The sequence below is a fragment of the Thermodesulfobacteriota bacterium genome, from assembly GCA_026415035.1.
Taxonomy (GTDB): Bacteria; Desulfobacterota; BSN033; order BSN033; family UBA1163; genus RBG-16-49-23.
Genome location: JAOAHX010000002.1, coordinates 18698 through 44952 on the forward strand (window position 1 = coordinate 18698; position 26255 = coordinate 44952).

A 26255-nucleotide genomic window follows, 5' to 3' on the forward strand; every position below is an offset into this window, starting at 1 on the left:
GGAACCGCAAGGGAGGGTTGGGCGGGAAGAAGTCAACAGGAGAGGGCCTGGCCGGTGGATAAGGCCCTCTCCTCGATTTTCAGCAGAAGACGTCAAAGGTTTATTTTTATAGTGGACAATGCCTTCTCCATCAGGAGCTCGTAGGCGCTCTTCTTTCCGAGCACCGGTTCTTTCTTCTTCTGGCTCCAGATCGTCTCCGGCCGGCTCTGAACCATATAAATGTTGAAAGGGAAGGGATTCTGGCGGTCGATGGCCCACTCGATGTCCTGGGCGCCTCCATAATAGTCTTCGATTCTCTTCGCATATCGTGCCAGCTCGAGGACCTCCTCGTCCGCGAGGCAGGGGATCTCTCTCCGATCGGGAGGGATGTCTCGGTGCATGACCCCTCCGCTTCGAGGGTCGAAGACGCATTCGGTCTCTTTTAAAGAGATCTCCTTCACCAGGTCCAGGGTCACCTTATCGACGACGAATTTGTCAGGATTGCAGAGACCTGCGACGACCGTCTCTCCCAATCCCCAGTTGCCTTCGATGACCACCTTGGAGGGATCTCCGTTGAGGGGATTAAGGGTGAACATCACCCCAGCACACCGGGCATCGACCATCTTCTGGACGCCCACGCTGATCAAAACCTTTTCGTGCGGAAAGCCCATCTTCACCCGGTAGGAGATGGCCCTTGGAGTGAAGAGGCTCGCCATGCATTGCTTGATCTTTTTGAGCACCTCGTCGATCCCACGGACCCAGAGAAAGGTGTCCTGCTGACCGGCGAAGCTCGCCCCGGGTAGGTCTTCTGCCGTGGCGCTCGAGCGAACGGCGACCGGAAGGTCGGGCGTGTTGAACACATTGGCCAGGGCCTCGTAATTGGAGGCGATCTCTTCGGTCATCCTTTGGGAGAAGGGGGTGTTGGCGATCAGCCCCTGGATGGCCTGGCTTGCCTCTTCCAAGGAGGCCACGTCTTGTAAATTGACGCGGGCAAGGATCTTTTCAATCTCTTCCTTGAGACTGCCGGTGATAAAATCGAGGTAGGCCTCTGTGGTCACCGAGAATCCAGGGGGGACCGGGATGTCGGCCCGGATCAGCTCGCCCAGGCTGGCATTTTTCCCTCCGACGAGGGCGATGGCCTCCTTCCCCGCCTTATCGAACCAAAGTGTGTAGGGCATGGCAAACTCCTGAATGATAGGGGTTTGGCCGGAGGTTGGGAGATGCCCAACCTCCGACCTCAACCCTCAAACCGAGGTTCGTTACGCTCGCTTCAGGATCTTTACGATCCCTGTGTTTCCATCCACCCTTACAGTGTCGCCTGTCTTGAGGACGGAAGTGGCGATTCCCGTGCCCGTCACCGATGGGACGCCATACTCCCTGCAAACGATCGCTGCGTGGCTGGTGATCCCTCCGATGTCCGTGATGGAGGCCTTGATCTTGGTGAAGACCGGGGCCCAGGCTGGGTTCGTCGTCGGGCAGACCAGGATCTCTCCCTGTTCCACCAGGGTGATCTCTTCGAGACGCTTGACGACCCGAACGGTCCCTTCGACCACCCCTGCCGAGGAGGCGAATCCTTTGAGTTCGGTCACCTCGGCCGGGACGACGGCCACCCCCTTCAGCCACTCCTGGACCTTTTCGGTCGTGATCCCCCAGAGCATGATGGTGAAAGGTTCGGCCACCTCCTCCGGTGGCTTTCCCAGGGCCGGAATCGGCGTCCATTTTTTGGCTGCCTCCAAGATCTTCTTCCTTTTTTCCACCTTGGCCTGCCAGTAGGCGCCTCCCGAGGGGACCCCTTCTCCCAGGGCCCACGTGGTGGCCAGATCTTCCATGAGATAAGGGACTTCGAACCGGTTGAACAGATAGATGTCATCGGGTTCTTTCAGGATCCCGTATTTGACGAGGACATTTCCGAATTCCCTCACCTTTTCGAACCAGATCGTATGGAGCCAGTGCTCCACCCAGAAGAGATGGTCTTCAGCGTATTTATAGATCGTCCGGACTGCCTTGTAGGTGTCGTCAAAGGATTTTCTGTCCTCATCCGTTTTGATCAATTTGCGGTACTGTTCGGCAAGCTCCGCCCTTTCTTTGTCGATCCCTGGAAGGTCTCGTTCGATCCTCTCTCCCCTCTCGATTCTCTCGATGTAACTTTTCAGGTATCCGAAGGGGATTTCGGGTTTGGAGATCCAACTCCCCTCATAGTGGAACCAACCGCTTCCACAGGAGACATAGAACCAGGGATCCTTCGCTTTTTCATATTCAACCAACCAGTCCCTGCCTTCGGCAGACTGGCGGAGGGCGGCGATCTTTTCTTCGACCGACAGATCGCTCTTTAGGATCTTGGACAGCTCGGGGATGGCCGCGGCGATGCGGGCCAGTCTGCCCAACTCTTCTTCGGGACGGAACATCTGGACGTAGGCTCCGGCGACCAGTTTCCCGATGGTGCTTTCGGCGATCCCGGGGAAGAGCTTCCGGCAGGTGTCTGCGAAGAGGAGATAGGCGAGATAGGCGAGGTTGAGATACTGGAAGTGGAACTGCCAGCCTTTAATCATCAGGTTGACCAGCCTGTCCCAGGCATCGATGAGTTCGTAGGAGGTATAGAAGCCCTTGGGTTCAGGAAAGACCGTATCATCGTCCTCGAACTTGGGGAACTCTTTGGGGACCTTGATGTTGGCCATCTCCTCACCCAAGGCCCTGAATTTTTTTAGCCATAACCCCCAGAGGGCATCATAATGGTCGAATACATAAAAGACCCTTTTCTGAAAGAGGGCTGCTTTTTCAGCAATGATCTCCTGTGGCGGGGGGGCGACAGGGGTGATGTACATATAGCAACCGACCATCCTCTGAGCGATGCCCTGAGCTGGCGGGATGCAGAAGACCCTTGTGGTGTATTGGGACAAGGCGATCTGCCAGGCTTCGTGGAAGATGAGATCAAGGGGATACATTGCCTCAGGGGCATGGATCTTGTCTTGGAACCAGAAATGGCTTTCCTCCCACTCTTTTCTCTCTTTGCTGAACAGATAGTAAGGGGGATACATCTCCTCCCAACCTTCCAGTTCCTTCGGCAGTTCCAGCTCCAATGGCATTGGGAAACTTTTGGTGTTTGCCATAATTGCCCCTCCTTATCGAATGGATTTGCAGACCATGAGTAGGGTGGTCTTGGGACTTGGGAACCTCTCTCTCCTCACCTCCTTTCTAAAAAGAGATTTCCCCCCTCAAAGGATGTTATCGTGAAAGGCCTATCCCCCTATTTACTGCCACCATCGCTCATCGAAGGGAACCTTGGGCAAAGGAAGGGAATAAGGGTTCTTGAGAGCGCTGTCATAGCATTATCTTCCTACTGACAAGATTTGTCAACAAAATTTTTGTTATAAGTGGATTACCTATGGTTTTGTAGAAGGCTCGATCGGGAGGGGCTTAAGGTTTCAAGACCAGCTCGATCTGGGGGGCGTTCTTATCGATCTTGGTCCCGACGGAGGAAGAACAGTAGGCACAGAGGTATTCGAATTCGTCGCCCTCGGGCAAGACCAGAAGGAGTCTCTTTCGCACCGGAACCGCCCTTTTGCACCTCGGGCAGTATAGAGAGGTCGCCTCGAACTCTTCGAAATTGGATGGTCTCATAGCAAAATTATAAAAAATTTGGGTTTGGTTGGCAATCTGTTCAAAATACGTTAAAGATGATTCAGAGGGGATTCTCCCCGATCGTTGGACGGGAGGAGACGAAGATGGAAAAGAGGGGTGGCTCGATGCGGAGGTCCGGTGAGAACGGGTGATCCGGAGGGCAAGCTTGAGCGGGTGGATCTTCCCATCGCAGGCATGAGCTGTGCCAGTTGTGCGGCGAGGATTGAAAAGGGACTGGCCAGCCTCGAAGGGGTATCCCAGGCCACGGTCAATTTTGCCTCAGAGAGGGCAACGGTCTTCTTCGATCCAGGCAAAATAGAGATCCCTGCCTTGATTCAGAAGGTGGCAGACCTTGGTTACAGCGCAAAGGTGGAGAAGATCACCCTACCCATCCAGGGCATGACCTGTGCCTCCTGTGTCAGCCGGGTGGAAAAGGGACTCCGTGCGGTCAAAGGGGTCCTCTCGGTCAACGTCAACCTCGCCACTCAGAGGGCGACCCTCGAATTCCTCCCCGGGACCGTTTCGATCCGGGATCTGAGAGATACCGTGGCTGCGCTCGGTTATCGGGTGGTGGAGACCGACCGGGAGGCCTCAGGTTTGGGAGAAGAAGACCTCCTCGAACGGGAGAGGCTTGAAAGGGAAGCCGAACTGGTCAGGCTGAAAAGGAAGTTTTGGGCGGGGGCCGCCCTCTTCGTTCCCATCCTGGCCCTCATGTATGGAGCGGGGATCCTTGAGAGAAGGCTGGGCCTCGAGAGGGAGATGAACTTCTTCCTCCAGTTCCTGTTTGCCACGCCTGTTCAGTTCTGGGCAGGGGCGCAGTTTTATGTCGGTTTCTTGAAGGCGATCCGGAACAAGACGAGCGATATGAACACCTTGATCGCGGTGGGAACCTCGGCCGCCTATCTCTACAGCCTTGTCGTCACCTTTGCCTCCCATTGGATCATGGTCGAAGGCCTGAGGCTTGAAGTCTACTTCGATACCTCGTCGGCCATCATCGTCCTCATCCTCCTCGGAAGATTCTTCGAGGCGAGGGCCAGGGGAAGGACCTCAGAGGCGATCAAAAGATTGATCGGCCTTCAGCCGAAGACCGCCCGTGTGGTCCGAAACGGGATGGAAAGAGACATTCCGGTCGGCGAGGTGATTGTGGGTGACAGGATCGTGGTCCGCCCCGGGGAGAAGATCCCGGTGGATGGGGTCGTCATCGAAGGCCACTCCTCCGTGGACGAGTCGATGGTGACAGGAGAGTCTCTGCCCGTCGAAAAGAAGATCGGGGACCGGGTGATCGGTGCGACGATCAACAAAACAGGGACCTTCGTCTTTGAAGCGACCCGGGTGGGGAAGGAGACGGTTTTGGCTCAGATCATCCGTCTGGTCCAGGAGGCCCAGGGGTCCAAGCCTCCGATCGCCCGGCTGGTCGACGTGATCGCCAGTTATTTCGTCCCGATCGTCATCGCCATCGCCCTCCTCACCTTCATCCTCTGGTCCCTTTTCGGCCCTCCTCCGGCCCTCACCTATGCCTTTCTCAACTCCATCGCCGTCTTGATCATCGCCTGCCCCTGCGCCCTCGGTCTGGCCACTCCCACCTCGATCATGGTCGGGACGGGAAAGGGGGCAGAATTTGGGATATTGATCCGTGGGGCAGAGGCCCTCGAATCAGCCCAGCGGCTCGACACCATCGTCCTGGACAAGACAGGGACGTTGACGCGAGGGGTTCCGACCGTCACCGACATCGTGGCCTCTCCACCCTTTTCGGAGAAAGAGATACTGACCCTGGCGGCCTCTGCCGAAAGGAGGTCAGAACATCCCCTTGGAGGGGCAATCCTGCAGAAGGCGAACGAGGCGGGATTGACCCTCCTCGATCCGGTGGACTTTCAGGCCATCGCAGGTCATGGCATCGAGGCGATGATCGACTCCAAGAAGGTGATCCTCGGCAATATGCGGTTGATGGAAGAGAGGGGGATCGGGCTCAACGGATGGAAGGAGCATTGGGAAACCCTCTCCGGACAGGGGAAGACGGTGATGTTTCTGGCCGTGGACGGTAAGGCGGCGGGCCTGATAGCGGTAGCCGACACCCTGAAAGAAGGCTCGAAGGAGGCTGTCTCTTCGTTACAGCGGATGGGTCTGGAGGTCGTGATGCTGACGGGCGATCATGAACGGACAGCCCTGGCCATCGCCCGTCAGGCGGGTATCGAACGGGTCCTTGCCGGAGTTCTTCCGGAGAAGAAGGCCGAAGAGGTGAGAAGGCTCCAGGCCGAGGGAAGGAAGGTCGGCATGGTGGGCGATGGAATCAACGATGCCCCTGCCCTGGCCCAAGCCGATGTGGGCATGGCCATCGGTACCGGAACGGATGTGGCGATCGAGGCCTCGGACATCACCCTCATCGGAGGGGATTTAAGGGGTGTGGCCACGGCCATTGCCCTCAGCAAGGCCACTGTCCGAAACATCAAGCAGAACCTCTTCTGGGCCTTTGCCTACAACACGGTCCTCATCCCAGTGGCTGCCGGTGCGCTCTTTCCCTTCTTCGGGATCCTCCTCGACCCCATCCTGGCCGCCGGGGCCATGGCCTTCTCCTCGGTGACGGTCGTCTCGAATGCCTTGAGATTGAGGAGGTTTAAGCCGCCCCTTCGTTGAAGAAGGAAAGGGATCGATCCTTAGGACAACCAATCGCTCTCATAGGAATCGAAAGGAGGATCTCAAATGGGTCTTGACAGGTCGAAGAAAACAATTCTCACCCTTTCCATCCTACTCCTCGCATTGCTCGCCCTCGGAAGGCCAGCCCTCTCCATCACCGAAGATGAGAAGAACAATATCGCGGTCTATGAGAAGGCGGCCGATGGCGTGGTCAATATCACCAGCATCGCCGTCCAGTTCGATTTCTTCTTCAACCCCTTTCCGGCACAGGGGTCGGGCTCCGGTACGATCATCGATACAAAGGGCCACATCTTGACGAATCATCATGTGGTGGCCAACGCCCAGAAACTGGAGGTCACCCTCGCCGATGGATCGAAGTGGCCTGCCAAATTGATCGGCTCCGACCCGGATAACGACCTCGCCGTGATCAAGATCGAGGCTCCCCGGGAGAGGTTGAAGGTGGTTCCCATGGGCGATTCGAAGAACTTGAGGATCGGGCAGAAGGTACTGGCCATCGGGAATCCCTTCGGATTCGAAAGGACCCTGACCACAGGGGTCATCAGCTCCCTGGGCCGGACGATCCGATCCGAGGTCGGGACGATGATCGAAGATGTGATCCAGACCGATGCGGCCATCAACCCTGGCAATTCCGGCGGTCCCCTGCTCAACTCCGATGGAGAGGTCATCGGGATCAACACGGCCATCATCAGCCCCTCCGGCGGAAGCGTGGGCATCGGATTTGCCATCCCGGTCAACACGGCCAAGAAGGTGATCCCGGAGTTGATCGCCAAAGGGTATGTCTCCTATCCCTGGATCGGGGCTACCATCCAGCCGCTCCTCCCCGAGGTGGCCAAATATTTGAAGTTAAACGTCGAACGGGGGGCGATGATCGCAGAGGTGGTCAAGGGGGGTCCTGCGGATAAAGCTGGATTAAAGGGAGGCACCCAGAGGGTCCAGGTGGGGAACATGATCGTCGTGATCGGGGGCGACGTGGTCGTCAAGGCCGATCAACAGGAAATCCGATCCCATGACGAACTGATCCGCTTCATCCGCGAGAAGAAACCGAACGAGACGGTCACCCTCAGGGTGCTACGGAAAGGAAGATTTGAAGATGTGAAGGTCACCCTCGGCGAGCGGCCGAGGAGGAGGTAAAGGAGCACGCCTCTCTCTTATTTGGGACATTTTCCGACCCATTTGCCTTTGAGGTTCTGGGTCATCTCCATGCCCCCCTGCTTCATCTTGATCAGGCCGTCGAAGGTCTCTCCTTTGTAAGTGACCTTGCCGTCAAAAGTGGCCGCTCCTTCCCTCGTTTTGCACTCCATCAGCCAGGTGACCGTGTCTCCTTTCACCTCATGTTTGATCAATTTACACTCCTGCCCGGGCTCAGCCTTCTGGGGGACCATGTCCTTTTTGGTCAGACAATGGGAAGAAGTCTGGGGAGGCATCTTCACGGGCATCCCCGGCATCTCCATCGTCATCGTGATCTCCCAGAGACCCTCCTTCATGTTCTGGGCGGAGGTCATACCCCCTAAGAACAGGACCGCTAACCCCATCACCAGCGCCAGACCGACCTTCTTCATCCCCTTTCCTCCTTTCGGAATGGATATGGAATCCGCCTTCTTCCTCAAGCGGAAAGACTCCCCTCTAAAAAGGAGGGTCTTTTCCTGCCCCGTGAACCCTCATCTCGTTTGGAGCGGGAATATCTCTTTTGGGACGGAGGGAAACAACCGGATCAGTTTTTTATGGTAGATCCGTTTCGCACAATAAGGATCCTCTTCACAATCGCCACAACAGGGTCTAATATCCTTTACCTGCCATTTCCCCCCTACCTTTTGGAGGAGGGCGTCGAGGGGTTCCAAAATCTTTTCTGAAACCCTCGGATCTGTCTCCACCCATGCCCATCCCTCTTTCACCTTGAGATACCGGACGATGAAATGCATCGATCCGGGGTGGTGGGCCTTTAGGCCCTCCCTCAAAGCGATAAGGATGGCTCTGCATTCCGGATGTTCCTCCGGAAAGATTTCGACCGGGGCGGAGGGGAATCTCTCCTTAAATTTTTTGTAGATGAACTGGCCAATATGATGACATTCCCCTAAATCGGGGCAGGGATAGATTCTGGGATCCACCATCCCCTGGATCGTCCATTTTTTCTCTTTTTTTAAAAGGAGGGCAAATAGGTCCGCATCGTAATCCTTCCCCCTCGCCTCGACCCATGCCCAATCCTCCTTGATCTTGATGTAATCCACAAGGAAGTTTACGGAGGCCTCTTGGGGAATTTTCCCATAAAGGAATAAAGACCCTTCTTTCTTGACCGGATCCCGCTTCAACCCTTCTCTCAAGGCCTCGAGGATCGCTTTTCGCTCGGGGTTTCCGGGAGGGGGGGCGTAGGATTTTTGGGCCAAGGCGGGATATTCCCAGATCCAAGGCCATAAGAAGAAGAGTATGGAGAGGGTGATCCCCTTTTTTACGTCCCAAATCCCCTTCGGGTAGCAAAGGTTACTTACAAGGGCCGATCCACCTTCCCGAGAACTTGGCCTTCGTGATCGATTCCCCATTCTCTCGGACCTCTTGATCCCCCTCGAAGGTGTTTCCTCGATAGGTAATCCTCCCAACGACGGTCATCACCCCTTCCCTGTCCCTGCACTCGACCTTCCAATGAAAGGTGTTGCCGGTGATCTCCCATAGCCCTTCCTTGAAACTCTGGGCAGTGGTGAGAGGAGGAAGAACGAGAGCCATCAGCACAACGAGGGGTAACCAAAAGATCTTCTTCACCGCCTTCTTCCCTTTTCTTCCTTTGAGTAAGGTCTGTTTCCCTTTTGGCCCCTTTCCCGGGGAGGTCACCCCAAAGGCCCTATATTTTTGGTTATCAAAGAATTATCAAAGGGACCAAGGATTGTCAAATGGGACGTTGCGATCCCCTTGCCGAAAAAGGCCGACCCTCTCCTCGGAACATGAACCGATAAACGGATCGAGTATTTGAGTTTTCTCCCTTCCTTCGAAAAACGGGGGACCGGGTTTTTTTAATTTTTCGTGGGCCTCCTGAGGGGGGATGTCTAACTTATTGAAAATTTAAACAAATTGTAACTTTAAACCTCCTAAAACAGATAAGGGGGTTTCTGTTTGGGCCCAAAACTATAAGTTTTTAATAAAAACTTGACAACCCAATCGGGTTAATGGTAGAAAACTGAAAAACCGAGACAGGTTTCCGTTTTTTATGGAATCGGAGAAGAGGGCCCAGATTTTAAATCTTGCGAAGAAGAGGTTTGAGCGTTTCGGGTTCAACAAGACGACCGTCGATGAAATTGCCAAGGACGCGGGAATCTCCAAAAGGACCCTTTACCAGGAGTTCGAGAACAAGGCCAAAATCCTCGAAGAACTCCTCATGTTCGAGGCCCTTTCGGTGAGGAAGGCCATCCTGAACCAGATCGGCAAGATTTCCAGCCCCGCCGAGAAACTTCAGACCTATATCCGGTTGTCCAATAAATATCTGGAACAGAACCCTTTCATCGTGAACGTCTTGAACGATGCCTCCGGGTTCTACGCGCCCTTTCTCAAAGATAAACCCCATATCATCGAAAAGGGGATCGAGGAGATTTTCACCTCCATCTTGAAGGAGGGGATCGAAAAGGGTGCCTTCCGAAGGATGGACGCAAGGGTCGTCGGCCACTTCCTCTTCCTGCTGTTTAAAGGATTTACCTACGGAAGGCCGAATATCGCCACTCCTGTCGGAACGAACCAGATCAACGAGTTCATCCAATTCATTTTGCAAGGGGTAGGGGCAAAGCATTCGGAGTCAGGGGGGAGCCCCTAAGGGGCCTTCTCCTCCAGCTTCGGGTCCCGAAGTCCTACGAGATCGCAGGAATTTTTCGACAATTTAAAAAAGGGGTGGAACGATGAGACAGAGAATCAGAAAGGCGGCGGTTTTGGGAGCAGGGGTGATGGGCAGTGCGATTGCGGCCCATTTGGCCAACGTGGGGATCCCTTCCTTCCTGCTCGATATCGTCCCATCGGAGCTCAGCGAAGCGGAGAAGAAAAAAGGGCTGACGACCGAAAGCCCCGAATTCAGAAACCGTTTTTCCATCCAGGGGAAGAAGAACATCCAGGAGATCAAACCCGCCCCTCTTTACCTCAAAGAGGATGCCGAGCTGATTACCGTGGGCAACTTCGAGGACCATCTCTCGTGGATCTCGGAGGCCGACTGGGTGATCGAGGCGATCGTCGAAAATCTCAACCTGAAGAGGGAGCTTTTCAGAAAGGCGCTCCCCTTCTTAAAGGAAAGGACCGTGATCAGCTCCAACACCTCCGGCATCTCCATCCAGAAGATGTGCGAGGGGTTTCCCTCCGATTTCGAGGAGCGGTTCTTGGGGACTCACTTCTTCAACCCTCCCCGTTACATGAAGCTTCTTGAGATCATCCCTGCCCGATCGACCTCCAAAGCGGTCCTCCAGCAGATGGCCGAGGTGGGGGAGAAGATGCTGGGCAAGGGCGTGGTTTTCGCAAAGGATACGCCCAATTTCATCGGCAATCGCATCGGCGCCTTTGCCGGTGCCGTGACGATGAGGATCGCGATGGAGGAAGGCTACCTCATCGAGGAGATCGATCAGGTCACCGGGCCGGCCATCGGGAGGACCAAGCTGGCGACCTACAAACTGGCCGACCTGGTCGGCCTCGATGTCATGTCCCATGTTTCCAAGAACCTCTATGAGAACCTCTCGGACGAGAAGGAGAAAGAGTTTTTCAAACCCTCCCCTCTCATCGAACAGATGATCAAAAACCAGTGGTTGGGTCAGAAGACCAAACAGGGTTTTTATAAGAGGATCAAGGAGAGAGGAAGAGAGGAGACCCTGGTGCTCGATTATGAAAAGATGGAGTACCGCCCTCAGAAGAAGGTCACTTTCCCATCCGTGGAGGCCTGCAAAAACATCGAGGACGTTCGGGAGCGGCTGAGGACGATGGTCAACAGCCCGGATCGCGGCGGACAGCTTGCCTGGAAGATCTTGAAGAAGACCTTCCTCTATGCGGCCGAGAAAGCTCCCGAGATCTCGGATGACATCGTCAGCATCGACCGGGCCATGCGATGGGGATATAACTGGGAACTGGGGCCCTTCGAACAGTGGGATGCCATCGGCTTGAAGCCATCGGTCGAACGAATGGCCAAGGAAGGGGAGGCCATCCCTCCGCTCGTCGAGAGGCTCCTCGGTAAGGGGTATTCCTCTTTTTACGAGAAGAAGGAGGGCCGTGTCTCTTATTTCGACTTCGGAAGGGGACAATATCAAATTCTCGAAGAGAAGCCCGAGATCATTCTCCTCTCCAGCCTGAAGGAGCGGCAGAGGACCGTCCTTTCCAACCCAGGGGCAAGCCTCATCGACCTGGGCGATGGCGTGGCCTGCCTCGAATTCCACTCGAAGATGAATACCATCGGCGCGGACACCATCCAGATGATCCGGGACGCTCTGAAGGAGGTCGAGGAGAAGTTCGAGGGCCTGGTCATCGGCAATCAGGCCGAAAACTTTTCGGTCGGGGCCAACCTGATGCTCCTCCTCTTTGAGATTCAGGATGAGAACTGGGACGACATCGACCTGATGGTCAAGGCCTTCCAGGACGCCCTGATGGCGGTGAAGTATTTTGAAAAGCCCGTGGTGGCAGCCCCCCTCGGGATGACCCTGGCCGGCGGATGCGAGATCTGCCTGGCCTGTTGCGCCATTCGGGCGGCTGCGGAGACCTATATGGGTCTCGTCGAGGTGGGGGTGGGGTTGATCCCGGCCGGCGGAGGGACGAAGGAGATGCTCCTCAGGTCGATCGAGCACATCCCTCCAGAGGTGGATGCGGATCACCTTCCCTTTGTGAGGCGGGCCTTTGAAACCGTGGCCATGGCCAAGGTGTCGACGAGCGCCAAGGAGGCCCAGAAACTGGGCTATATGAGGCCCACCGATCGGATCTCCATCAACCGGGATTATTTGATCCACGACGCCAAACAGACCGTGCTCCAGTTGGTTAAGGAGAATTACCGCCCCCCGCGGCCAAAGAAGATCAAGGTGATGGGCGAGAGGGGCCTGGCCTTGATGAAGATGGGCCTCTTCTACATGAGGGAAGGAGGTTATATCAGCGAATACGACGAGCACATTGCCAAGAAGGTAGCCTACATCATGTCGGGAGGCAATCTCCCGGATGGAACCGAAGTGACCGAACAGTATCTCCTCGATCTGGAACGGGAGGCCTTTCTGAGCCTCTGCGGCGAGGCCAAGACGCAGGAGCGGATCGAATACATGTTGAAGACAGGAAAACCGCTCCGGAATTGAACAGGAAATTCTCTTTTGAAGGGGAGGGTTTTATGAGGGAAGCGGTGGTGGTTTCGGCGGTCAGGACGGCGGTAGGGAAAGCCCCCAGGGGGACCCTCAAAGATACGCGACCGGACGATGTGGGCGCCCTCGTCATCCGCGAGGCGGTCAATCGCGTCCCTGGGCTGAAATTGGAAGACGTGGACGATATCGTCATCGGCTGCGCCTTTCCGGAATCGGATCAAGGGCTCAATCTCGCCCGGGTGCTGGCCATGCGGGCTGGGTTTCCCTATACCGTGCCCGGGCAGACGGTGAACCGGTTCTGCTCCTCTGGCCTTCAGGCCATTGCCACGGCAGCCTACGAGATCATGGTCGGGGCGACCGATGTGATGCTTGCCGGCGGCGTGGAGTTTATGAGCCAGGTGCCCATCATGGGGTTAACCCCCTCTCCCAATCCCTATCTCGTGGATCATTATCCTCAGGTCTATACCTCGATGGGACTGACCGCGGAGAACGTGGCGGAGCGGTTCGGCATCACCCGGGAAGAGCAGGATCGTTTTGCCCTCCTGAGCCACCAGAAGGCGGCCAAGGCCATCCAAGAAGGCAAGTTCAAGGAGGAGATCCTCCCCGTCCCGGCAAAGGTGAAGGAGGTCAAAGAGGACGGCACGGTCATCGTCAAAGAGGTGATCTTCGATACGGACGAAGGGGTTCGATTCGATGCCTCCTTGGAGGCCATGGCCGCCTTGAAACCCGTCTTCAAGGCCAAAGGGACGGTGACGGCGGGAAACTCCTCCCAGACGAGCGACGGGGCCGCGGCCCTGGTCCTGATGTCGAAGGAGAGGGCAGAGGCCCTTGGCGTCAAACCAATGGCCGTCTTTCGGGCCTTTGCCGTTGCCGGGGTTCCTCCGGAGGTGATGGGCATCGGTCCGGCCTATGCCATTCCAAAGGTGCTGAAAAAGGCCGGTCTAAAATTGGAGGATATCGGCCTGATCGAGCTGAACGAGGCCTTTGCCTCACAGGCCTATTATGTGGTGAGGGAGCTGGGTCTCAATCTCGATATCGTCAATGTGAATGGCGGGGCGATCGCCATGGGCCATCCCCTCGGATGCACGGGGGCCAAACTCACCACCACCCTCCTCTACGAGATGCGGCGGAGGAAGGTGCGCTACGGTCTGGTCTCCATGTGCATCGGTGGAGGGATGGGAGCGGCCGGGATCTTCGAGAGAACGGAGTGAGGACAGGGGACCGAGGTTTCGGAATTCGACTTTGGAATTTTTTTGAAGGAGGGACTTATGGACGACTTCATAAAGGGAGGGTCATTTTTGCTCGAATCCATTTCTCCTCAGGACGTTTTTACCCCGGAGGAGTTCAGCGAGGAGCAACGGTTGATCGGCAAGGCGGCCATGGAGTTCGTCACCGGAGAGCTGGAGCCCGTAAAGGAGGAGGTCGAGACCCAAAAGGAGGGATTGCTTCCGGGGCTTCTCAAGAAAGCCGGGGAGTTGGGATTCCTCTCCGGGGACATTCCAGAAGAGTACGGAGGGCAGGCCCTCGATAAGGTGAGCATCATCCTCCTAATGGAGAAGCTGGCCCAGGGAGGAGGCTCTTTCATGACCGCCTATGCGGTTCACACGGGGATCGGTTCTCTTCCCATCATCTTCTTCGGAAACAAAGACCAGAAGCGACGTTATCTTCCGAAGATCGCCACGGGGGAGATCCTCACCGCCTATGCCCTTACCGAACCGGAGGCAGGCTCCGATGCCCTAAATGCCAAGACCACCGCGGTGCTCAGCCCCGATGGGAAATATTATATCCTGAACGGACAGAAACAGTTCATCTCCAACGCTGGATTCGCCGATCTCTTCGTCACCTACGCCAAGGTGGACGGGACGAAGTTCACCTCCTTCATCGTCGAAAGGAAGTTCGAGGGCGTCTCCCTCGACGAGGAAGAGAACAAGATGGGGATGAAAGGGTCCTCCACCCGGAGCGTCATCTTCACCGATGCCAAGGTGCCGGTGGAGAATGTGCTGGGAGAGATCGGGAGGGGGCACGTGGTGGCCTTCAACACGCTCAACATCGGCCGGTTCAAGTTAGGCGGAGGATGTCTGGGGGCCTCCAAGTATGCCCTCCAAGGCGCGGTCACCTATGCCAAGCAGAGGGTCCAGTTCGGCAGGCCGATCGCCGAGTTCGGGATGATCAAGCATAAGATCGCGGAGATGGCCATCCGGACCTTCACGACGGAGAGCATGGTCTACCGGACCGCAGCCCTGATCGACCGGATCCTTCAGAAGATCGATCACAACGCCGAGGATGCCGGCATCCAGATGGCCAACGGGATCGAAGAGTATGCCATCGAGGATTCGATCAACAAGGTCTATTCCTCCGAGATGGCCGACTATATCGTGGACGAGGCCCTTCAGATCCACGGCGGATATGGTTATATCCACGATTATGAAATCGAAAGGGGCTACCGGGACAACCGGATCAACCGGATCTGGGAAGGGACGAACGAGATCAACCGGCTCCTCATCGTCGATATGCTGACCAAACGGGCGATGAAGAACCGGCTCCCCGTGCTGGCCGCGGCCCAGAAAGTGGCAGGCGAGTTACTCACCCTTCGGCCCAAGATCGATACGGACGACGGAAAACTCACCATGCAGAAGGAGATGGTGGAGATGGCCAAGAAGATCGGCCTGCTCGTGGCAGGGGCCGCCGTTCAGAAATACATGGCAAAGTTGGCGGAGGAGCAGGAGATCCTGGGGCTGATCAGCGACATCGTCATCGAGGTCTTTGCGATGGAGAGCGCCTTGCTGAGGGCCCTCAAGACGATGGAGAGGGGGGATGAGGAAAGGGCCAAGATCCAGAAGGCCATGGTCCAGGTCTACGTGAATGACGGGTTCAACCGGGTCGAAGATTATGCGCGACAGGCCCTTTCTGCCATTGCGGAAGGAGATACGCTCCGGACCCAGCTTTCGGCCCTGAAGAAGCTCACCCGGTTCACCCCCGTGAATACCATCGCCTTGAGAAGGGCGATCGCGGATTACACGGTGAAGGTGGGAAGATATCCCTTTTGATGAACCATGGGCCCCGGAGTCGCAGGCCCGGTTACATTCAGGGGGAGGGATGCTCCCCCTCCCTAATCTTGACTATATTTCTTCAGGTGTTTGACGAGGACGAGGAGCATCAGAGGAATCAGCGTCCCTACCAACAGGACGGCCCCGCCCACGATGTAGATACTGGGGCCGATTTCATCCACTGTCCGGATCACCTGCATCACCGCAATAGAGACCATCGCGGTCAGGATGCACATCAGAATGATGATACTGACAATATTGGCTGCGCTCAATTTGATATTCATGACCCCCTCCTTTCACTCCAAAACTGGCCTTTCAGAATCCACCTGAACCACCTTCGAGGAAGCGGGTCTATTTTTGATGGAAGGCCCTCAGTCCTTACTTTTTCACCGCAACGGGCTCAAGCCCCGGGACCGTCACCTCTTCCTCAGACGCCTTTTTCTTGAAGGCCATGGTGGCGGTCGTTCCGATGAAGCTGAAGAAGAGGATGGCTGCTGGGATCAGCTGCATGAGGACGATCACCGCGCCGATCGCTACGAAGATCCAGAGGGTTGGCCCCGCCTCTTTCAATTCGATGGTTCTTGCAAAGGCCGGGGTTGTTAGAAGGGTCATCGCCGCTCCGACCATCCCTGCTTTTAACATCTCTTTCGCTCTCATCTTCATCTCCTCCTTTGAATTGGTTTTGTCACTTCGCCCTCAATATAGCATTAAGAATGCCAACGTTAATATTTTCGGCTGTTTTAATATAACTTATGGATTTTTAAAGATTATCCAGACAGTCCCCAGGACCTTTAAAAGGGGCTTTCGAAAAATAAATAAAAAAAATATACAGGAAGAGGGCCTGACGATTTCCTAAATTTTTGTAACCATTCGATATAATTATAAAAAATTTGAATAAAAAAATTATGCACCTGAAAATTTTTCTTATACACATAGCTCATCCTTAAGGAGTGTCGATTTCTGGGAAGGCATCGGGCATTGGCCGGGGAGGTTCGAGGTCTTTTGGGGATCGGGCCTTAAGCCCTTCGAAGGAGGGTTTTTGGAAGGGTTGACGATCTAACGGGATTGAACTTATAATGGTTAATCGAGAGGGGGATCTTTTATGTGGGACTACACGGATAAGGTTAAGGATCATTTTCTCAATCCGAGAAACGTGGGCGAGGTGGAAGATCCGGACGGCGTGGGTGAGGTAGGCTCTCTTGCTTGCGGCGATGCCTTGAGACTCACCTTCAAACTGGACGAGAACAAAAGGATTAAAGAGGTAAAATTCAAGACCTTCGGCTGTGCCAGCGCCATCGCCTCCTCCTCAGCCCTTACGGAGATGATCAAGGGGATGACCCTTGAAGAGGCTGAGAAGGTGACCAACCAGGACATTGCCAATTACCTCGGGGGGCTTCCGGAAGAGAAGATGCACTGTTCGGTCATGGGCCGGGAAGCCCTTGAACTGGCCATCGCCAATTATCGGGGGCAGAAGATCGCCAAGGAAGACTTCGAGATCGTCTGCCGATGTTTCGGTGTGACCGACCGGGAGATTACAAGGGCGATTCGGGAGAATGACCTCAGGACCGTCGAACAGGTCACCTATTACACGAAGGCAGGGGGCGGATGTGCCCAGTGCCACCCGAAGATCGAGGCCCTCATCCAAAAGGTGCGGAAAGAGATGGAGAAGGAAGGGGTGGGCCCGAAGCCCGAAAGGAAGAAACTGACCAATATCCAGAAGATCAAATTGATTGAGGAGACCCTGGGGAGGGAGATCATTCCCGCCCTGAAGGCCGATGGGGGAGATCTGGAGTTGATCGATGTGGACGGGAACAGGGTCTTTGTCGCCTTGAGGGGGAAATGCTCCTTCTGCCCCAGCTCTGAGGTCACCTTGAAGCAGTACGTCGAATCGAAACTTCGGGAGTTCGTCAGCGACGAGATCGTGGTGGAGGAGGTCAGGCCGTGAAGACTGTTTATGTGGATAACAATGCGACAACCCGGGTCGCCCCCGAAGTGGTGGAGGCGATGCTTCCCTATTTTACCGAATTATACGGGAACCCTTCGAGCATGCACTTCTTCGGGGGCCAGGTCCAGAAGAAGGTGAACGAGGCGAGGGAGCAGGTGGCCGATTTTTTGGGGGCCGATCCCTCAGAGATCGTCTTCACGAGTTGCGGAACCGAAAGCGACAACGCGGCCATCTTCGGGACCCTCGATTCCTATCCGGAGAAGCGCCACTTCGTCACCTCCCGGGTGGAACATCCTGCGGTTAAGAACGTTGCCACCTCGCTCAGCCGGAAGGGCTATCGAACGACCGAGGTTCGGGTCGATCGAGAGGGACGGCTCGACCTCGATGAGCTGAAGGAGTCCCTGACAGACGATACCGCCCTGGTCTCTATCATGTACGCGAACAACGAAACGGGGGTGATCTTTCCGATCGAAGAGATCGGCCAGATCGTCAAGGCCAAAGGCATTCCCTTTCACACCGATGCGGTCCAGGCCGCGGGCAAGATCCCCCTCAACATGAAGAAGTCCACCGTCGACATGCTCTCCATCTCCGGCCATAAACTCCATGCGCCGAAGGGGATCGGCGTGCTCTACATTCGTAAAGGAACGAAATTCTCTCCCTACATCATCGGCGGACATCAGGAGAAGGGGCGACGCGGGGGCACGGAGAACGTCCCCTACATCATTGGCCTCGGCAAGGCCTGCGAATTGGCCAAGAAGCACCTCGAGGAGGAGAATACGAGGGTGAGGGCATTAAGGGATTATCTCGAGGCCAAGATCCTCGAGAAGATCCCCAACACCTTGGTCAACGGTGACCGCACCAACCGCCTTCCCAATACCTTGAGCGTCAGCTTTGAATATGTAGAGGGAGAGTCGATCCTCCTTCTCCTTTCGGATCTGGGCATCTGTGCCTCTTCGGGATCGGCCTGCACTTCGGGCTCCCTCGAACCTTCCCATGTCCTGCGAGCCATGGGCGTTCCGTTTACGGCCGCTCACGGCTCCATCCGGTTCAGCCTCTCCATCTATAACACGAAAGAGGAGATGGACTACATCATTGAGCACCTGCCTCCCATCATCCAAAGACTTCGGGACATCTCTCCCTTCTGGAAGGACTATCTGAAGTCCCAGGGCAGACCTGCATGATCCCGTAAGGCAGGGGAATCTGATGGAACTCCGGGGAATGACTGCGCTGGTCACCGGTGCCACCGGCTTCATCGGAGGTCGTCTATCGGAGCGGCTGGCCGCAGAAGAGGGCGTTCGTGTCCGTGCCATGGTTCGAAACCCCACCAAGGCAGACCGGCTGAGACCATTTCCTTTAGAGATCGTCCAGGCCGATCTGAACGACTTGGGTTCATTGAGGGAGGCGGTCAGGGGATGCGATCTCGTCTTCCATTGTGCGGCCATGGTCCGGGAGACCGGGGACCGGCAGGTATTCTATCGAACGAATGTGGAAGGGACGAAGAATCTCCTGAAGGTTTCAAAGGAAGCGGGCGTGAAGAGGTTCGTCCACTTCAGCAGCGTGGCGGTCTACGGGATGAACCCTCCGAGCCGGGTCGATGAACAGACCCCCTTTCAACCCTGCGGAAATCCCTATTGCGATACGAAGATCGAGGCCGAAAAGGCGGTCTGGGAGGCCTATCGAGAAAAGGGGCTTCCTGTCGTCGTGATCCAACCCGCCAATGTCTATGGACCCCATTCCAACGCGTGGACGCTCCGGCCTATCAAACTGATTCAATCGGGCCAGATGATCCTCATCGACGGGGGAAGGGGCCTTTGCAATTATGTCTATATCGATAACCTCATCGATGCGGTGCTTGCCGCAACGAAGAACGATCGCTCCGTGGGTCAGGCCTACCTGATCAGCGATGGAAACCCGGTCACCTGGAAGGAATTCTTTGGTTTTTACGGCCGGATGGCCGGAAAGCCGAACCTCCGATCGGTCCCCGGGTGGCTCGGCAAGGCCATTGCCTTCGGGATGGAGATCAGAGCCAAATTTTCTGGCAGGCCTCCCAAAATCTCACGGGAGGCCATTCGGTATCTCACTCGTCAGTCCTGCTTCAGCATCGAAAAGGCAAGACGGGAGCTGGGTTATGAACCTCGCCTCTCCCTCGAGGAAGGGATGAAGCGAACCGAAGAGTGGTTGAGAGAGGCGGGTTATCTCCCATCATCCAAAAGGATCTCGCCTGCTTAAAGACCCTATCGGATCTCGGCGTGGTAGCTCTGGAGGGATCGGACCCCCCCTTTGCCCTGCCTGGCCGCGGCGATGCCTTTGGCCGCAGCGATGGCGGCGGCCAGGGTGGTGATGTAGGGGATCTTATACCGAATCGCCGTCTTCCGGATGTAGGAATCGTCCTCCTTGCTCAGTTTTCCGCTTGGCGTATTGATGACGAGCTGGATCTCGCCGTTTTTGATCGCATCGACGATATTGGGCCGGCCCTCGTGCATCTTCAGGATCTTCTCCGATTCGATCCCGTAGTCCGCCAGAAACCGGTGGGTTCCCTCGGTGGCCTTAATTTTAAAGCCGAGCCTGACCATCTCCTGGGCGACCTCGAGCACCGCCGGTCGGTCCCTCTCGGAAACGGTGATGAGGACCGTCCCCTCGAAGGGAAGGAATTGCTGGGCCGCCTCCTGGGCCTTGAAGAACGCCAGGCCGAAGGTGTTTGCCAGACCCAAGACCTCGCCGGTGGAACGCATCTCCGGGCCCAGCACGGGGTCGACCTCGGGGAACATATTGAAGGGAAAGACCGACTCCTTGACCCCGAAGTGGCGGATGAATTTGGGCTTGAGGTTGAAGGCGCTCAGTTTCTTCCCCATCATGATCTGGGTGGCCAGACGGGCCATCGGGAGGTTGCAGACCTTCGAGACGAGGGGCACGGTGCGGGAGGCGCGGGGATTGGCCTCCAAGACGTAGACCCGATCCCCGGCGATGGCATACTGGATGTTCATCAAACCGACGACCTTCAGCTCGATGGCGATCCGTTTCGTATATTCGTAGAGGGTGTCGAGATGTCTGGGCGGGATGCTGATGGGGGGGATGACGCATGCGGAATCGCCGGAGTGGACCCCCGCCAGTTCGATGTGCTCCATGACGGCGGGGACAAAGGCGTCAACCCCGTCGGAGAGGGCGTCGGCCTCGGTCTCGATCGCATTCTCCAAAAACTTGTCGATCAGGATGGGCCGCTCCGGCGTCACCCCGACGGCGGCCTCCACGTACTCCTGGAGCATCTCCTCGTCGTGGATCACCTCCATCCCCCTGCCGCCGAGGACATAGGAGGGCCTTACCATCAGGGGGTAGCCGATCTTCTCAGCGACCTTGAGGGCCTCTTTCAAGTTGCTTGCCACCCCCGATTCGGGCATCGGGATCTTCAACTTCGCCATCATCCTCCGGAAGCGACCCCGGTCCTCAGCGAGGTCGATCGTCTTGGGCGAGGTGCCGAGGATGTTGACCCCGGCCTGGGCCAGTTCGTTGGCGATGTTGAGCGGGGTCTGCCCTCCGAACTGGACGATGACCCCTAAGGGCTTCTCCTTTTCATAGATGGCTAAAACGTCCTCCACCGTAAGCGGTTCGAAATAGAGCTTGTCCGAGGTGTCGTAATCGGTGGAGACCGTCTCGGGGTTGCAGTTGACCATGATCGTCTCGTACCCTTCATCCCTCAGGGAGTAGGCGGCATGGACGCAACAGTAGTCGAACTCGATCCCCTGTCCGATCCGATTCGGCCCTCCTCCCAGCACCATGACCTTCGGCCGGGAGCTGACCGGCACCTGATCGGGCCCGTTGTAGGTGGAGTAGTAGTAGGCCGCATTTTCGACCCCGCTCACCGGCACGGCCTGCCAGCCCTGGACCACGCCGAGGGCGATCCTTCTTTCCCGGATCTTCCTTTCCGGGATCCCGAGGAGCTGGGAGAGGTAGCGATCCGCAAAGCCGTCCTTCTTTGCCCTGATCAGCAGCTCATCGGGCAGGGTCTTTTCCCTGTATTTGAGGATCTCCTCTTCGAGCTCAACCAGCTCCTTCATCTGTTCGATGAACCAGGGTTTGATGTAGGTCTTCCTGTAGAGGTCTTCGACCGTCGCCCCCTTCCGCAGGGCCTCATACATGATGAACTGGCGTTCGCTCGAGGGCTCGGTGAGGAGGTCCATCAGCTCCTCGAGCGTCTTCTGATGAAAATCTTTGGCAAAGCCCAGCCCGTAGCGGCCGATCTCGAGGGAGCGGATCGCCTTCTGGAAGGCCTCCTTAAAGGTCTTTCCGATGCTCATCACCTCGCCCACGGCCCGCATCTGGGTGCCCAATCTGTCCTGGGCGTTCTTGAACTTTTCGAAGGCCCAACGGGCGAATTTCACGACCACATAATCTCCGGAGGGGGTATATTTTTCCAGGGTCCCCTCCCTCCAGTACGGGATCTCGTCGAGGGTCAGGCCCGCAGCCAGTTTGGCCGACACCAGGGCGATGGGAAATCCCGTCGCCTTCGAGGCGAGGGCGGAGGAGCGCGAGGTCCTCGGGTTGATCTCGATGACGACGACCCGTCCGGTGACCGGGTCGTGGGCAAACTGAATATTGGTGCCCCCGATCACCTGGATGGCCTCCACGATGTCGTAGGCATATTTCTGGAGTCGTTTCTGTAATTCGGGGGAGATGGTAAGCATGGGCGCGGTACAGAAAGAGTCTCCGGTATGGACGCCCATCGCATCCACGTTCTCGATGAAGCAGACCGTGACCCTCTGATTTTTGGAGTCCCGGACCACCTCGAGCTCCAGTTCCTCCCATCCCAGGACCGACTCCTCGACGAGGATCTGCCCCACCAGGCTCGCCGAAATTCCGCGGCTGGCCACGACCCTTAGTTCCTCGATGTTATAGACCAGGCCGCCGCCCGTCCCACCGAGAGTATAGGCGGGCCGGATCACCACCGGATATCCCAGCTCGGCAGCGATCGCCTCGGCCTCCTCCACGCTGTAGGCGATCTTGCTCCTCGGCATCTCGATCCCGAGCTTGCTCATCGTCTCCTTGAAGGCGAGACGGTCCTCGCCCCGTTTGATCGCATCGATGTCCACGCCGATCACCTTCACCCCGTACTGGTCGAGGACGCCTTCTCGCTTCAACTCGGAGGCGAGGTTCAACCCGGTCTGTCCACCGAGGTTGGGAAGCAGGGCATCGGGCCTCTCCTTCTCGATGATCTCCTTCATCCTCTGGAGATTGAGGGGCTCGATGTAGGTGACATCGGCCATTCCCGGATCGGTCATGATCGTCGCCGGGTTGGAGTTGACCAGGACGATCTCGTAGCCCAGTGCCCGAAGGGCCTTACACGCCTGGGTTCCGGAATAGTCAAATTCGCAGGCCTGGCCGAGGACGATGGGACCTGAACCGATGATCATCACCTTTTTGATATCGTCCCGTTTAGGCATAAAGGATCTCCTCGTAAAAATTTGGGAAGAGGATCATATCCACTTAATTTTTTGGCCAATTTTATAGTTTACCTCCACCCTGATGTCAAGGAAAAAAGGCCATGGCGAGGAAAGGAGAAGAGAACCTTTCGGTCCATTTAAAGCGCGGGTTTGGCCAGAAGGGGAGTCCTAAAGATCGAGTGTCCCTCGTCTTTTTGAGAAAGATGGCGAAAAGAGACATCGGAAGGGCGGGAAGGTCACAAGAGGTCTTCTCCCTCCCGGGTTGGAGTGGATCTTCAGGGACCGCAAGCGTCGATACACGACGTCTTCCGACTCAGGATTTAAGCTTCAATCCTCGTCTCATCTGGTCTGGCGTCAATGAAGAGAGGGCATCGAAAAAAGCGGGTTTAAACGAGCCCGGTCCCAGGGAATGGAGACCTGCCAGTTCACCGGCCAGCCCGAAGAATCCCACCGCGCTGACCGTGGCCACCATGGGATCGTCGGCCACCGCATTAAAAGCGGCGATGACGGCCGTCAACATACATCCCATCCCCGTGATCTGACCCATCATCGGGTGACCATTCTCAACGATCCTTCTCTTATGGAGAGAAAGGATTAAATCCCAGGGGCCGGTGGCTACCACAATGGCTTTCGTCTCGAGGGCCAGATTGTAGCCGAGTTGTTCGAGGTCGTCGGGGCCTGAAATGGCATCGACCCCGCCCCAGCGACCCTCCCTGCCTTCGAGGACCCCGATTTCGGCTTGATTCCCCCGGATGACCGTGATCCGGAGCTCGGAGAGGATCCTCTTTGAAGATTCCGTCCTGAACTTTGATCCACCCGCTCCAACGGGATCGAAGACAACGGGGCGGCCTTCCTGATTGGCTCGTTTCCCGGCCAGGATCATGGCCTCGATCCGTTCGGCAGACGGGGTCCCTAAATTCAGGACCAGGGCATCCGATTTGGCTGTGATCTCCTCCACCTCTTCGAGGGCCCAGGCCAGGATGGGTCTGGCTCCGATCGCATGGAGGCAATTGGCCACCTCGTTGGCCGTGACCCAGTTGGTGATGGCATGGATGAGAGGCCTTTGTCTCCGAACCCTCAATGGGACGTCGATCAAATGATCGGTATCGAAGACCATCGCCTCACCTCCCTGGAGGTAAGAAAAAAGCCGCCCCCGAAGGGACGGCCCATATCCTCGCCTCTTTCTGTCGATCCCTCCGCTGGCATTACCCAGTTCAGGTTCGGCGGGTCGGCAACTGACCGGTCACCCTCTCAGCCGGGCCCATCCCAACTCCCCGCGACAAGGCTCAATATTTTGGAACTATTTATAGAATAGCCTCCTTCCAAAATCAAGGCGAGAGAAAAGCAGGAAAGGAATTCTTAGCCGATCACGACCACGTTGGTGGCCTGAAGCCCTTTGGGGCCCTGGGAGACGTCGAACTCGACCTCATCGCCTTCATAGAGAGACTTAAAGCCATCCCTCTTGATTGCGGAGAAGTGAACGAAGACATCCTTTCCGTCGTCCCTGGAAATGAACCCGAAACCCTTTTTCTCATTGAACCATTTGACACGACCTTTGGCCATTACAACTCACCTCCTTTCGGCCTTTGATTGAAGTAAGTTGTAATAGCCTCTGACCTTCGAACAAAAAAGGTCACAAAAGTTTAAGAAGCACTTTTGTGACCTTTTTGCAGACCCAAACAGATACTTCTTACAACCTACGGCTTCATCATGGCATACGATGGGGTAAAAGTCAAGGGCATGAGCGAAAAATTTTCAGATCCCGCCTCACCTGTCGGGAGAGAGGAGAAGGGAGTGTTTTAACGTTCCTTCTGCCCGCTCGATTTCGAAGGTGACCGCATGGAGTCTTTTCGAAATGAACTGCCCCGGATTGATCGAGATCGTTTGTCCGATCCGATCCACATACCTCCCTGAAAGCTGCGGCGATTCGTGGATGTGGCCGTGGAGGGTCAGGTAGGGCTGGCGCCTCTCGATGAAGCGCCGGATGGAGTGACTTCCCGCCCATCCTCCTCCCTGAATCCGATCGAGGTGGGTTCCATAAGGAGGGGAATGCATCAGGTAGATGGCCCTTTTTTGGACGTAGGGCTCGGGGAGGTGCTCCAGGTCTTGTTCGATCGCCTCCCGGCCCTCCAGGTAGAGATGGGGATCGACGGGTTCCAAAACATCGGTCTGCGGCGAGGATCGAACGTAGGAGGGATGTTTCTGAGGGGGCCAGGGCGATTGGTCGTCGTCCCTCTTTTCATAATCTTTGGGCCGAAAGGGGGTTGGAGGGACGAAGGGATATCCGATGAATTCGTAGTCGTTTTTAAACCGGTAGATCTTTCGATCCAGATCGATCAATCCATCCAAGGGATCCTGGACGAGGTGGGGAAATGCCAGATCCCAGTTTCCCGGGATGAGGAGAAACCACCTCGCCTCGCTTTCCTGCCTCATCTTTTTAAAGAACGGGATCAGGAAGCGGTCGATAAAGGTTTTCTGATTGGGAATAAGGTCCTCGTAGCGTCTCGTCGGAGGAAAGGAAGGGAATAGGTCTCCTCCTAAAGCCACCACTTCCGAAGAGGAGGCTCGGGCTAAGTCGAGCAGTTCCTGATAGAGGTGGATCTCCCCGTGGAGATCGGAGGCATATAAGAGGTTCACCCTATCCTTCGTCCTCCTCCTCGAGCAGCCATCTATCTATCTTTTTGACGAGCTTGAAGGTCACTTTGCAGTAGGAGCAGAGGACCAGATCCCCTGTCTTCTCATCCCCCTCCAGAGGGATATCTGCGCTGCAGATGGGACATTCCAATTCGGTGGCCATCCGTTCCCTCCTTTGATTAAACAGTATGGGACGCTTGAAGAAAAATCAAGCCCCAAGTCTTCTTTCCACCTCCTACGAGGCAGACGCCGCCGATCCTTGAATATTCTCCTTGCATCGGCGTCTAAAAAGATATAAAAAAGAAAGGGGGATGGCGATGAAACAGGCTCTTTCGATTCTTCTGGTCCTTGGATTTCTCACCGGGATGGCTATCTCCTTGTGGGGTTGTCCTCCTCGACCCGTCTATGTGAGACCGCCTGAACCGAGGGTGGAGATTTACGGGCCCCCGCCCTTTCCTGAAGCGGTGTGGTGTCCAGGACACTGGGAGTACCGAAGAGGAGAATGGGTTTGGGTTCCGGGTCACTGGAAGAAACGACCGAGGCCCCATGCGGTCTGGGTGCCAGGCCGTTGGGAGCCGAGAGGACGTGGTTGGGTCTGGATCCCTGGACACTGGGAATATCGGTAAAAGATAGTTCGAAGCGATGGTTTCGTAATTCCTGACGT

23 protein-coding genes and 1 riboswitch are annotated in these 26255 nt (G+C 56.1%); of the genes, 10 read left to right on the forward strand and 13 right to left on the reverse strand.

Going from position 1 to position 26255, the window contains the following annotated elements; all coding sequences use genetic code 11:
- Positions 1 to 92 precede the first annotated feature (92 nt).
- The 3 genes from N3G78_01585 to N3G78_01595 all read right to left on the reverse strand — a co-directional run bounded on the left by N3G78_01585 (position 93) and on the right by N3G78_01595 (position 3597).
- A complete protein-coding gene (locus tag N3G78_01585) occupies positions 93 to 1157 on the reverse strand; it encodes a phenylphosphate synthase subunit beta (GenBank protein MCX8116608.1) in 1065 nt (354 codons plus the stop codon).
- A gap of 81 nt (positions 1158 to 1238) precedes the next feature.
- On the reverse strand, positions 1239 to 3086 hold the full coding sequence (locus tag N3G78_01590) for a PEP-utilizing enzyme (protein MCX8116609.1): 1848 nt from the start codon (positions 3084 to 3086) through the stop codon (positions 1239 to 1241).
- A gap of 307 nt (positions 3087 to 3393) precedes the next feature.
- A complete protein-coding gene (locus tag N3G78_01595; protein ID MCX8116610.1) occupies positions 3394 to 3597 on the reverse strand; it encodes a cytoplasmic protein in 204 nt (67 codons plus the stop codon).
- Positions 3598 to 3735: 138 nt separating this feature from the next.
- Between N3G78_01595 and N3G78_01600 the strand changes: the two genes are divergently transcribed.
- Both N3G78_01600 and N3G78_01605 read left to right on the forward strand, forming a co-directional pair.
- The gene (locus N3G78_01600; protein ID MCX8116611.1) at positions 3736 to 6228 is read left to right on the forward strand and encodes a heavy metal translocating P-type ATPase; all 2493 of its coding nucleotides are present in this window, start codon (positions 3736 to 3738) and stop codon (positions 6226 to 6228) included.
- Positions 6229 to 6294: 66 nt separating this feature from the next.
- Positions 6295 to 7380: a trypsin-like peptidase domain-containing protein gene (locus N3G78_01605; GenBank protein ID MCX8116612.1), complete on the forward strand. Its 1086-nt coding sequence runs from the start codon at positions 6295 to 6297 to the stop codon at positions 7378 to 7380.
- A gap of 17 nt (positions 7381 to 7397) precedes the next feature.
- On the opposite strand, the gene N3G78_01610 is transcribed toward N3G78_01605, so the two are convergent.
- From N3G78_01610 to N3G78_01620, 3 genes are all read right to left on the reverse strand, one after another.
- Positions 7398 to 7808 (reverse strand): DUF3617 domain-containing protein, encoded by a 411-nt coding sequence (locus N3G78_01610; protein MCX8116613.1) that lies wholly within the window; start codon positions 7806 to 7808, stop codon positions 7398 to 7400.
- Between the two features lie 99 nt (positions 7809 to 7907).
- Positions 7908 to 8474 carry a hypothetical protein gene (locus N3G78_01615; protein MCX8116614.1) on the reverse strand — a complete coding sequence of 189 codons (567 nt, stop codon included), beginning with the start codon at positions 8472 to 8474 and terminating at the stop codon, positions 7908 to 7910.
- A gap of 250 nt (positions 8475 to 8724) precedes the next feature.
- Positions 8725 to 9000: a hypothetical protein gene (locus N3G78_01620; GenBank protein ID MCX8116615.1), complete on the reverse strand. Its 276-nt coding sequence runs from the start codon at positions 8998 to 9000 to the stop codon at positions 8725 to 8727.
- A gap of 442 nt (positions 9001 to 9442) precedes the next feature.
- On the opposite strand from N3G78_01620, the gene N3G78_01625 reads away from it, so the two are divergent.
- The 4 genes from N3G78_01625 (at position 9443) to N3G78_01640 (ending at position 15577) form a co-directional block, all read left to right on the forward strand.
- Positions 9443 to 10039, forward strand: coding sequence for a TetR/AcrR family transcriptional regulator (locus N3G78_01625; GenBank protein ID MCX8116616.1), 597 nt, complete (start codon positions 9443 to 9445; stop codon positions 10037 to 10039).
- An 82-nt stretch (positions 10040 to 10121) separates the two neighbouring features.
- A complete protein-coding gene (locus N3G78_01630) occupies positions 10122 to 12527 on the forward strand; it encodes a 3-hydroxyacyl-CoA dehydrogenase/enoyl-CoA hydratase family protein (GenBank protein MCX8116617.1) in 2406 nt (801 codons plus the stop codon).
- Between the two features lie 32 nt (positions 12528 to 12559).
- The gene (locus N3G78_01635) at positions 12560 to 13741 is read left to right on the forward strand and encodes an acetyl-CoA C-acyltransferase (GenBank protein MCX8116618.1); all 1182 of its coding nucleotides are present in this window, start codon (positions 12560 to 12562) and stop codon (positions 13739 to 13741) included.
- 57 nt (positions 13742 to 13798) lie between these two features.
- Positions 13799 to 15577: an acyl-CoA dehydrogenase family protein gene (locus N3G78_01640; GenBank protein ID MCX8116619.1), complete on the forward strand. Its 1779-nt coding sequence runs from the start codon at positions 13799 to 13801 to the stop codon at positions 15575 to 15577.
- 62 nt (positions 15578 to 15639) lie between these two features.
- On the opposite strand, the gene N3G78_01645 is transcribed toward N3G78_01640, so the two are convergent.
- Positions 15640 to 15861, reverse strand: a complete 222-nt coding sequence (locus tag N3G78_01645; GenBank protein ID MCX8116620.1) for a hypothetical protein — start codon at positions 15859 to 15861, stop codon at positions 15640 to 15642.
- A gap of 94 nt (positions 15862 to 15955) precedes the next feature.
- Complete coding sequence (locus N3G78_01650; protein MCX8116621.1) at positions 15956 to 16234, reverse strand: hypothetical protein; 279 nt, start codon at positions 16232 to 16234, stop codon at positions 15956 to 15958.
- Positions 16235 to 16679: 445 nt separating this feature from the next.
- On the opposite strand from N3G78_01650, the gene nifU reads away from it, so the two are divergent.
- From nifU to N3G78_01665, 3 genes are read left to right on the forward strand one after another with little or no spacing between them, the layout of a single operon-like run.
- Positions 16680 to 17522: a Fe-S cluster assembly protein NifU gene (gene nifU / locus N3G78_01655; protein MCX8116622.1), complete on the forward strand. Its 843-nt coding sequence runs from the start codon at positions 16680 to 16682 to the stop codon at positions 17520 to 17522.
- Positions 17519 to 18703: a cysteine desulfurase NifS gene (nifS, locus tag N3G78_01660; protein ID MCX8116623.1), complete on the forward strand. Its 1185-nt coding sequence runs from the start codon at positions 17519 to 17521 to the stop codon at positions 18701 to 18703. The genes nifU and nifS overlap by 4 nt, the downstream gene beginning before the upstream one ends.
- Positions 18704 to 18725: 22 nt before the next feature.
- Positions 18726 to 19751, forward strand: a complete 1026-nt coding sequence (locus N3G78_01665; protein ID MCX8116624.1) for an NAD-dependent epimerase/dehydratase family protein — start codon at positions 18726 to 18728, stop codon at positions 19749 to 19751.
- A 5-nt stretch (positions 19752 to 19756) separates the two neighbouring features.
- Here N3G78_01665 and carB read toward each other — a convergent pair whose 3' ends face one another.
- The 5 genes from carB to N3G78_01690 form a co-directional block, all read right to left on the reverse strand.
- Positions 19757 to 22957, reverse strand: coding sequence for a carbamoyl-phosphate synthase large subunit (carB, locus tag N3G78_01670; GenBank protein MCX8116625.1), 3201 nt, complete (start codon positions 22955 to 22957; stop codon positions 19757 to 19759).
- A gap of 313 nt (positions 22958 to 23270) precedes the next feature.
- On the reverse strand, positions 23271 to 24074 hold the full coding sequence (gene thiM, locus N3G78_01675; GenBank protein MCX8116626.1) for a hydroxyethylthiazole kinase: 804 nt from the start codon (positions 24072 to 24074) through the stop codon (positions 23271 to 23273).
- Between the two features lie 57 nt (positions 24075 to 24131).
- A riboswitch (TPP riboswitch) is annotated at positions 24132 to 24244 on the reverse strand.
- Positions 24245 to 24316: 72 nt separating this feature from the next.
- Entirely contained in the window at positions 24317 to 24520 is a 204-nt protein-coding gene (locus N3G78_01680) for a cold-shock protein (GenBank protein MCX8116627.1), read from the reverse strand.
- 204 nt (positions 24521 to 24724) lie between these two features.
- A complete protein-coding gene (locus tag N3G78_01685; protein ID MCX8116628.1) occupies positions 24725 to 25594 on the reverse strand; it encodes a metallophosphoesterase in 870 nt (289 codons plus the stop codon).
- 1 nt (position 25595) lies between these two features.
- Positions 25596 to 25754, reverse strand: coding sequence for a hypothetical protein (locus tag N3G78_01690; GenBank protein MCX8116629.1), 159 nt, complete (start codon positions 25752 to 25754; stop codon positions 25596 to 25598).
- Positions 25755 to 25908: 154 nt separating this feature from the next.
- Between N3G78_01690 and N3G78_01695 the strand changes: the two genes are divergently transcribed.
- On the forward strand, positions 25909 to 26217 hold the full coding sequence (locus tag N3G78_01695) for a hypothetical protein (GenBank protein ID MCX8116630.1): 309 nt from the start codon (positions 25909 to 25911) through the stop codon (positions 26215 to 26217).
- The last annotated feature ends 38 nt before the right edge of the window (positions 26218 to 26255 follow it).

What these genes read in the sequence shown, in the direction of transcription:
- N3G78_01585 (MCX8116608.1), bottom strand. Translation starts at nt 1,157, where the DNA reads ATGCCCTACACACTTTGGTTCGATAAGGCGGGGAAGGAGGCCATCGCC.
- N3G78_01590 (MCX8116609.1), bottom strand. Translation starts at nt 3,086, where the DNA reads ATGGCAAACACCAAAAGTTTCCCAATGCCATTGGAGCTGGAACTGCCG.
- N3G78_01595 (MCX8116610.1), bottom strand. Translation starts at nt 3,597, where the DNA reads ATGAGACCATCCAATTTCGAAGAGTTCGAGGCGACCTCTCTATACTGC.
- N3G78_01605 (MCX8116612.1), top strand. Translation starts at nt 6,295, where the DNA reads ATGGGTCTTGACAGGTCGAAGAAAACAATTCTCACCCTTTCCATCCTA.
- N3G78_01610 (MCX8116613.1), bottom strand. Translation starts at nt 7,808, where the DNA reads ATGAAGAAGGTCGGTCTGGCGCTGGTGATGGGGTTAGCGGTCCTGTTC.
- N3G78_01625 (MCX8116616.1), top strand. Translation starts at nt 9,443, where the DNA reads ATGGAATCGGAGAAGAGGGCCCAGATTTTAAATCTTGCGAAGAAGAGG.
- N3G78_01630 (MCX8116617.1), top strand. Translation starts at nt 10,122, where the DNA reads ATGAGACAGAGAATCAGAAAGGCGGCGGTTTTGGGAGCAGGGGTGATG.
- N3G78_01635 (MCX8116618.1), top strand. Translation starts at nt 12,560, where the DNA reads ATGAGGGAAGCGGTGGTGGTTTCGGCGGTCAGGACGGCGGTAGGGAAA.
- N3G78_01640 (MCX8116619.1), top strand. Translation starts at nt 13,799, where the DNA reads ATGGACGACTTCATAAAGGGAGGGTCATTTTTGCTCGAATCCATTTCT.
- N3G78_01645 (MCX8116620.1), bottom strand. Translation starts at nt 15,861, where the DNA reads ATGAATATCAAATTGAGCGCAGCCAATATTGTCAGTATCATCATTCTG.
- N3G78_01650 (MCX8116621.1), bottom strand. Translation starts at nt 16,234, where the DNA reads ATGAGAGCGAAAGAGATGTTAAAAGCAGGGATGGTCGGAGCGGCGATG.
- nifU (MCX8116622.1), top strand. Translation starts at nt 16,680, where the DNA reads ATGTGGGACTACACGGATAAGGTTAAGGATCATTTTCTCAATCCGAGA.
- N3G78_01665 (MCX8116624.1), top strand. Translation starts at nt 18,726, where the DNA reads ATGGAACTCCGGGGAATGACTGCGCTGGTCACCGGTGCCACCGGCTTC.
- carB (MCX8116625.1), bottom strand. Translation starts at nt 22,957, where the DNA reads ATGCCTAAACGGGACGATATCAAAAAGGTGATGATCATCGGTTCAGGT.
- thiM (MCX8116626.1), bottom strand. Translation starts at nt 24,074, where the DNA reads ATGGTCTTCGATACCGATCATTTGATCGACGTCCCATTGAGGGTTCGG.
- N3G78_01680 (MCX8116627.1), bottom strand. Translation starts at nt 24,520, where the DNA reads ATGGCCAAAGGTCGTGTCAAATGGTTCAATGAGAAAAAGGGTTTCGGG.
- N3G78_01690 (MCX8116629.1), bottom strand. Translation starts at nt 25,754, where the DNA reads ATGGCCACCGAATTGGAATGTCCCATCTGCAGCGCAGATATCCCTCTG.
- N3G78_01695 (MCX8116630.1), top strand. Translation starts at nt 25,909, where the DNA reads ATGAAACAGGCTCTTTCGATTCTTCTGGTCCTTGGATTTCTCACCGGG.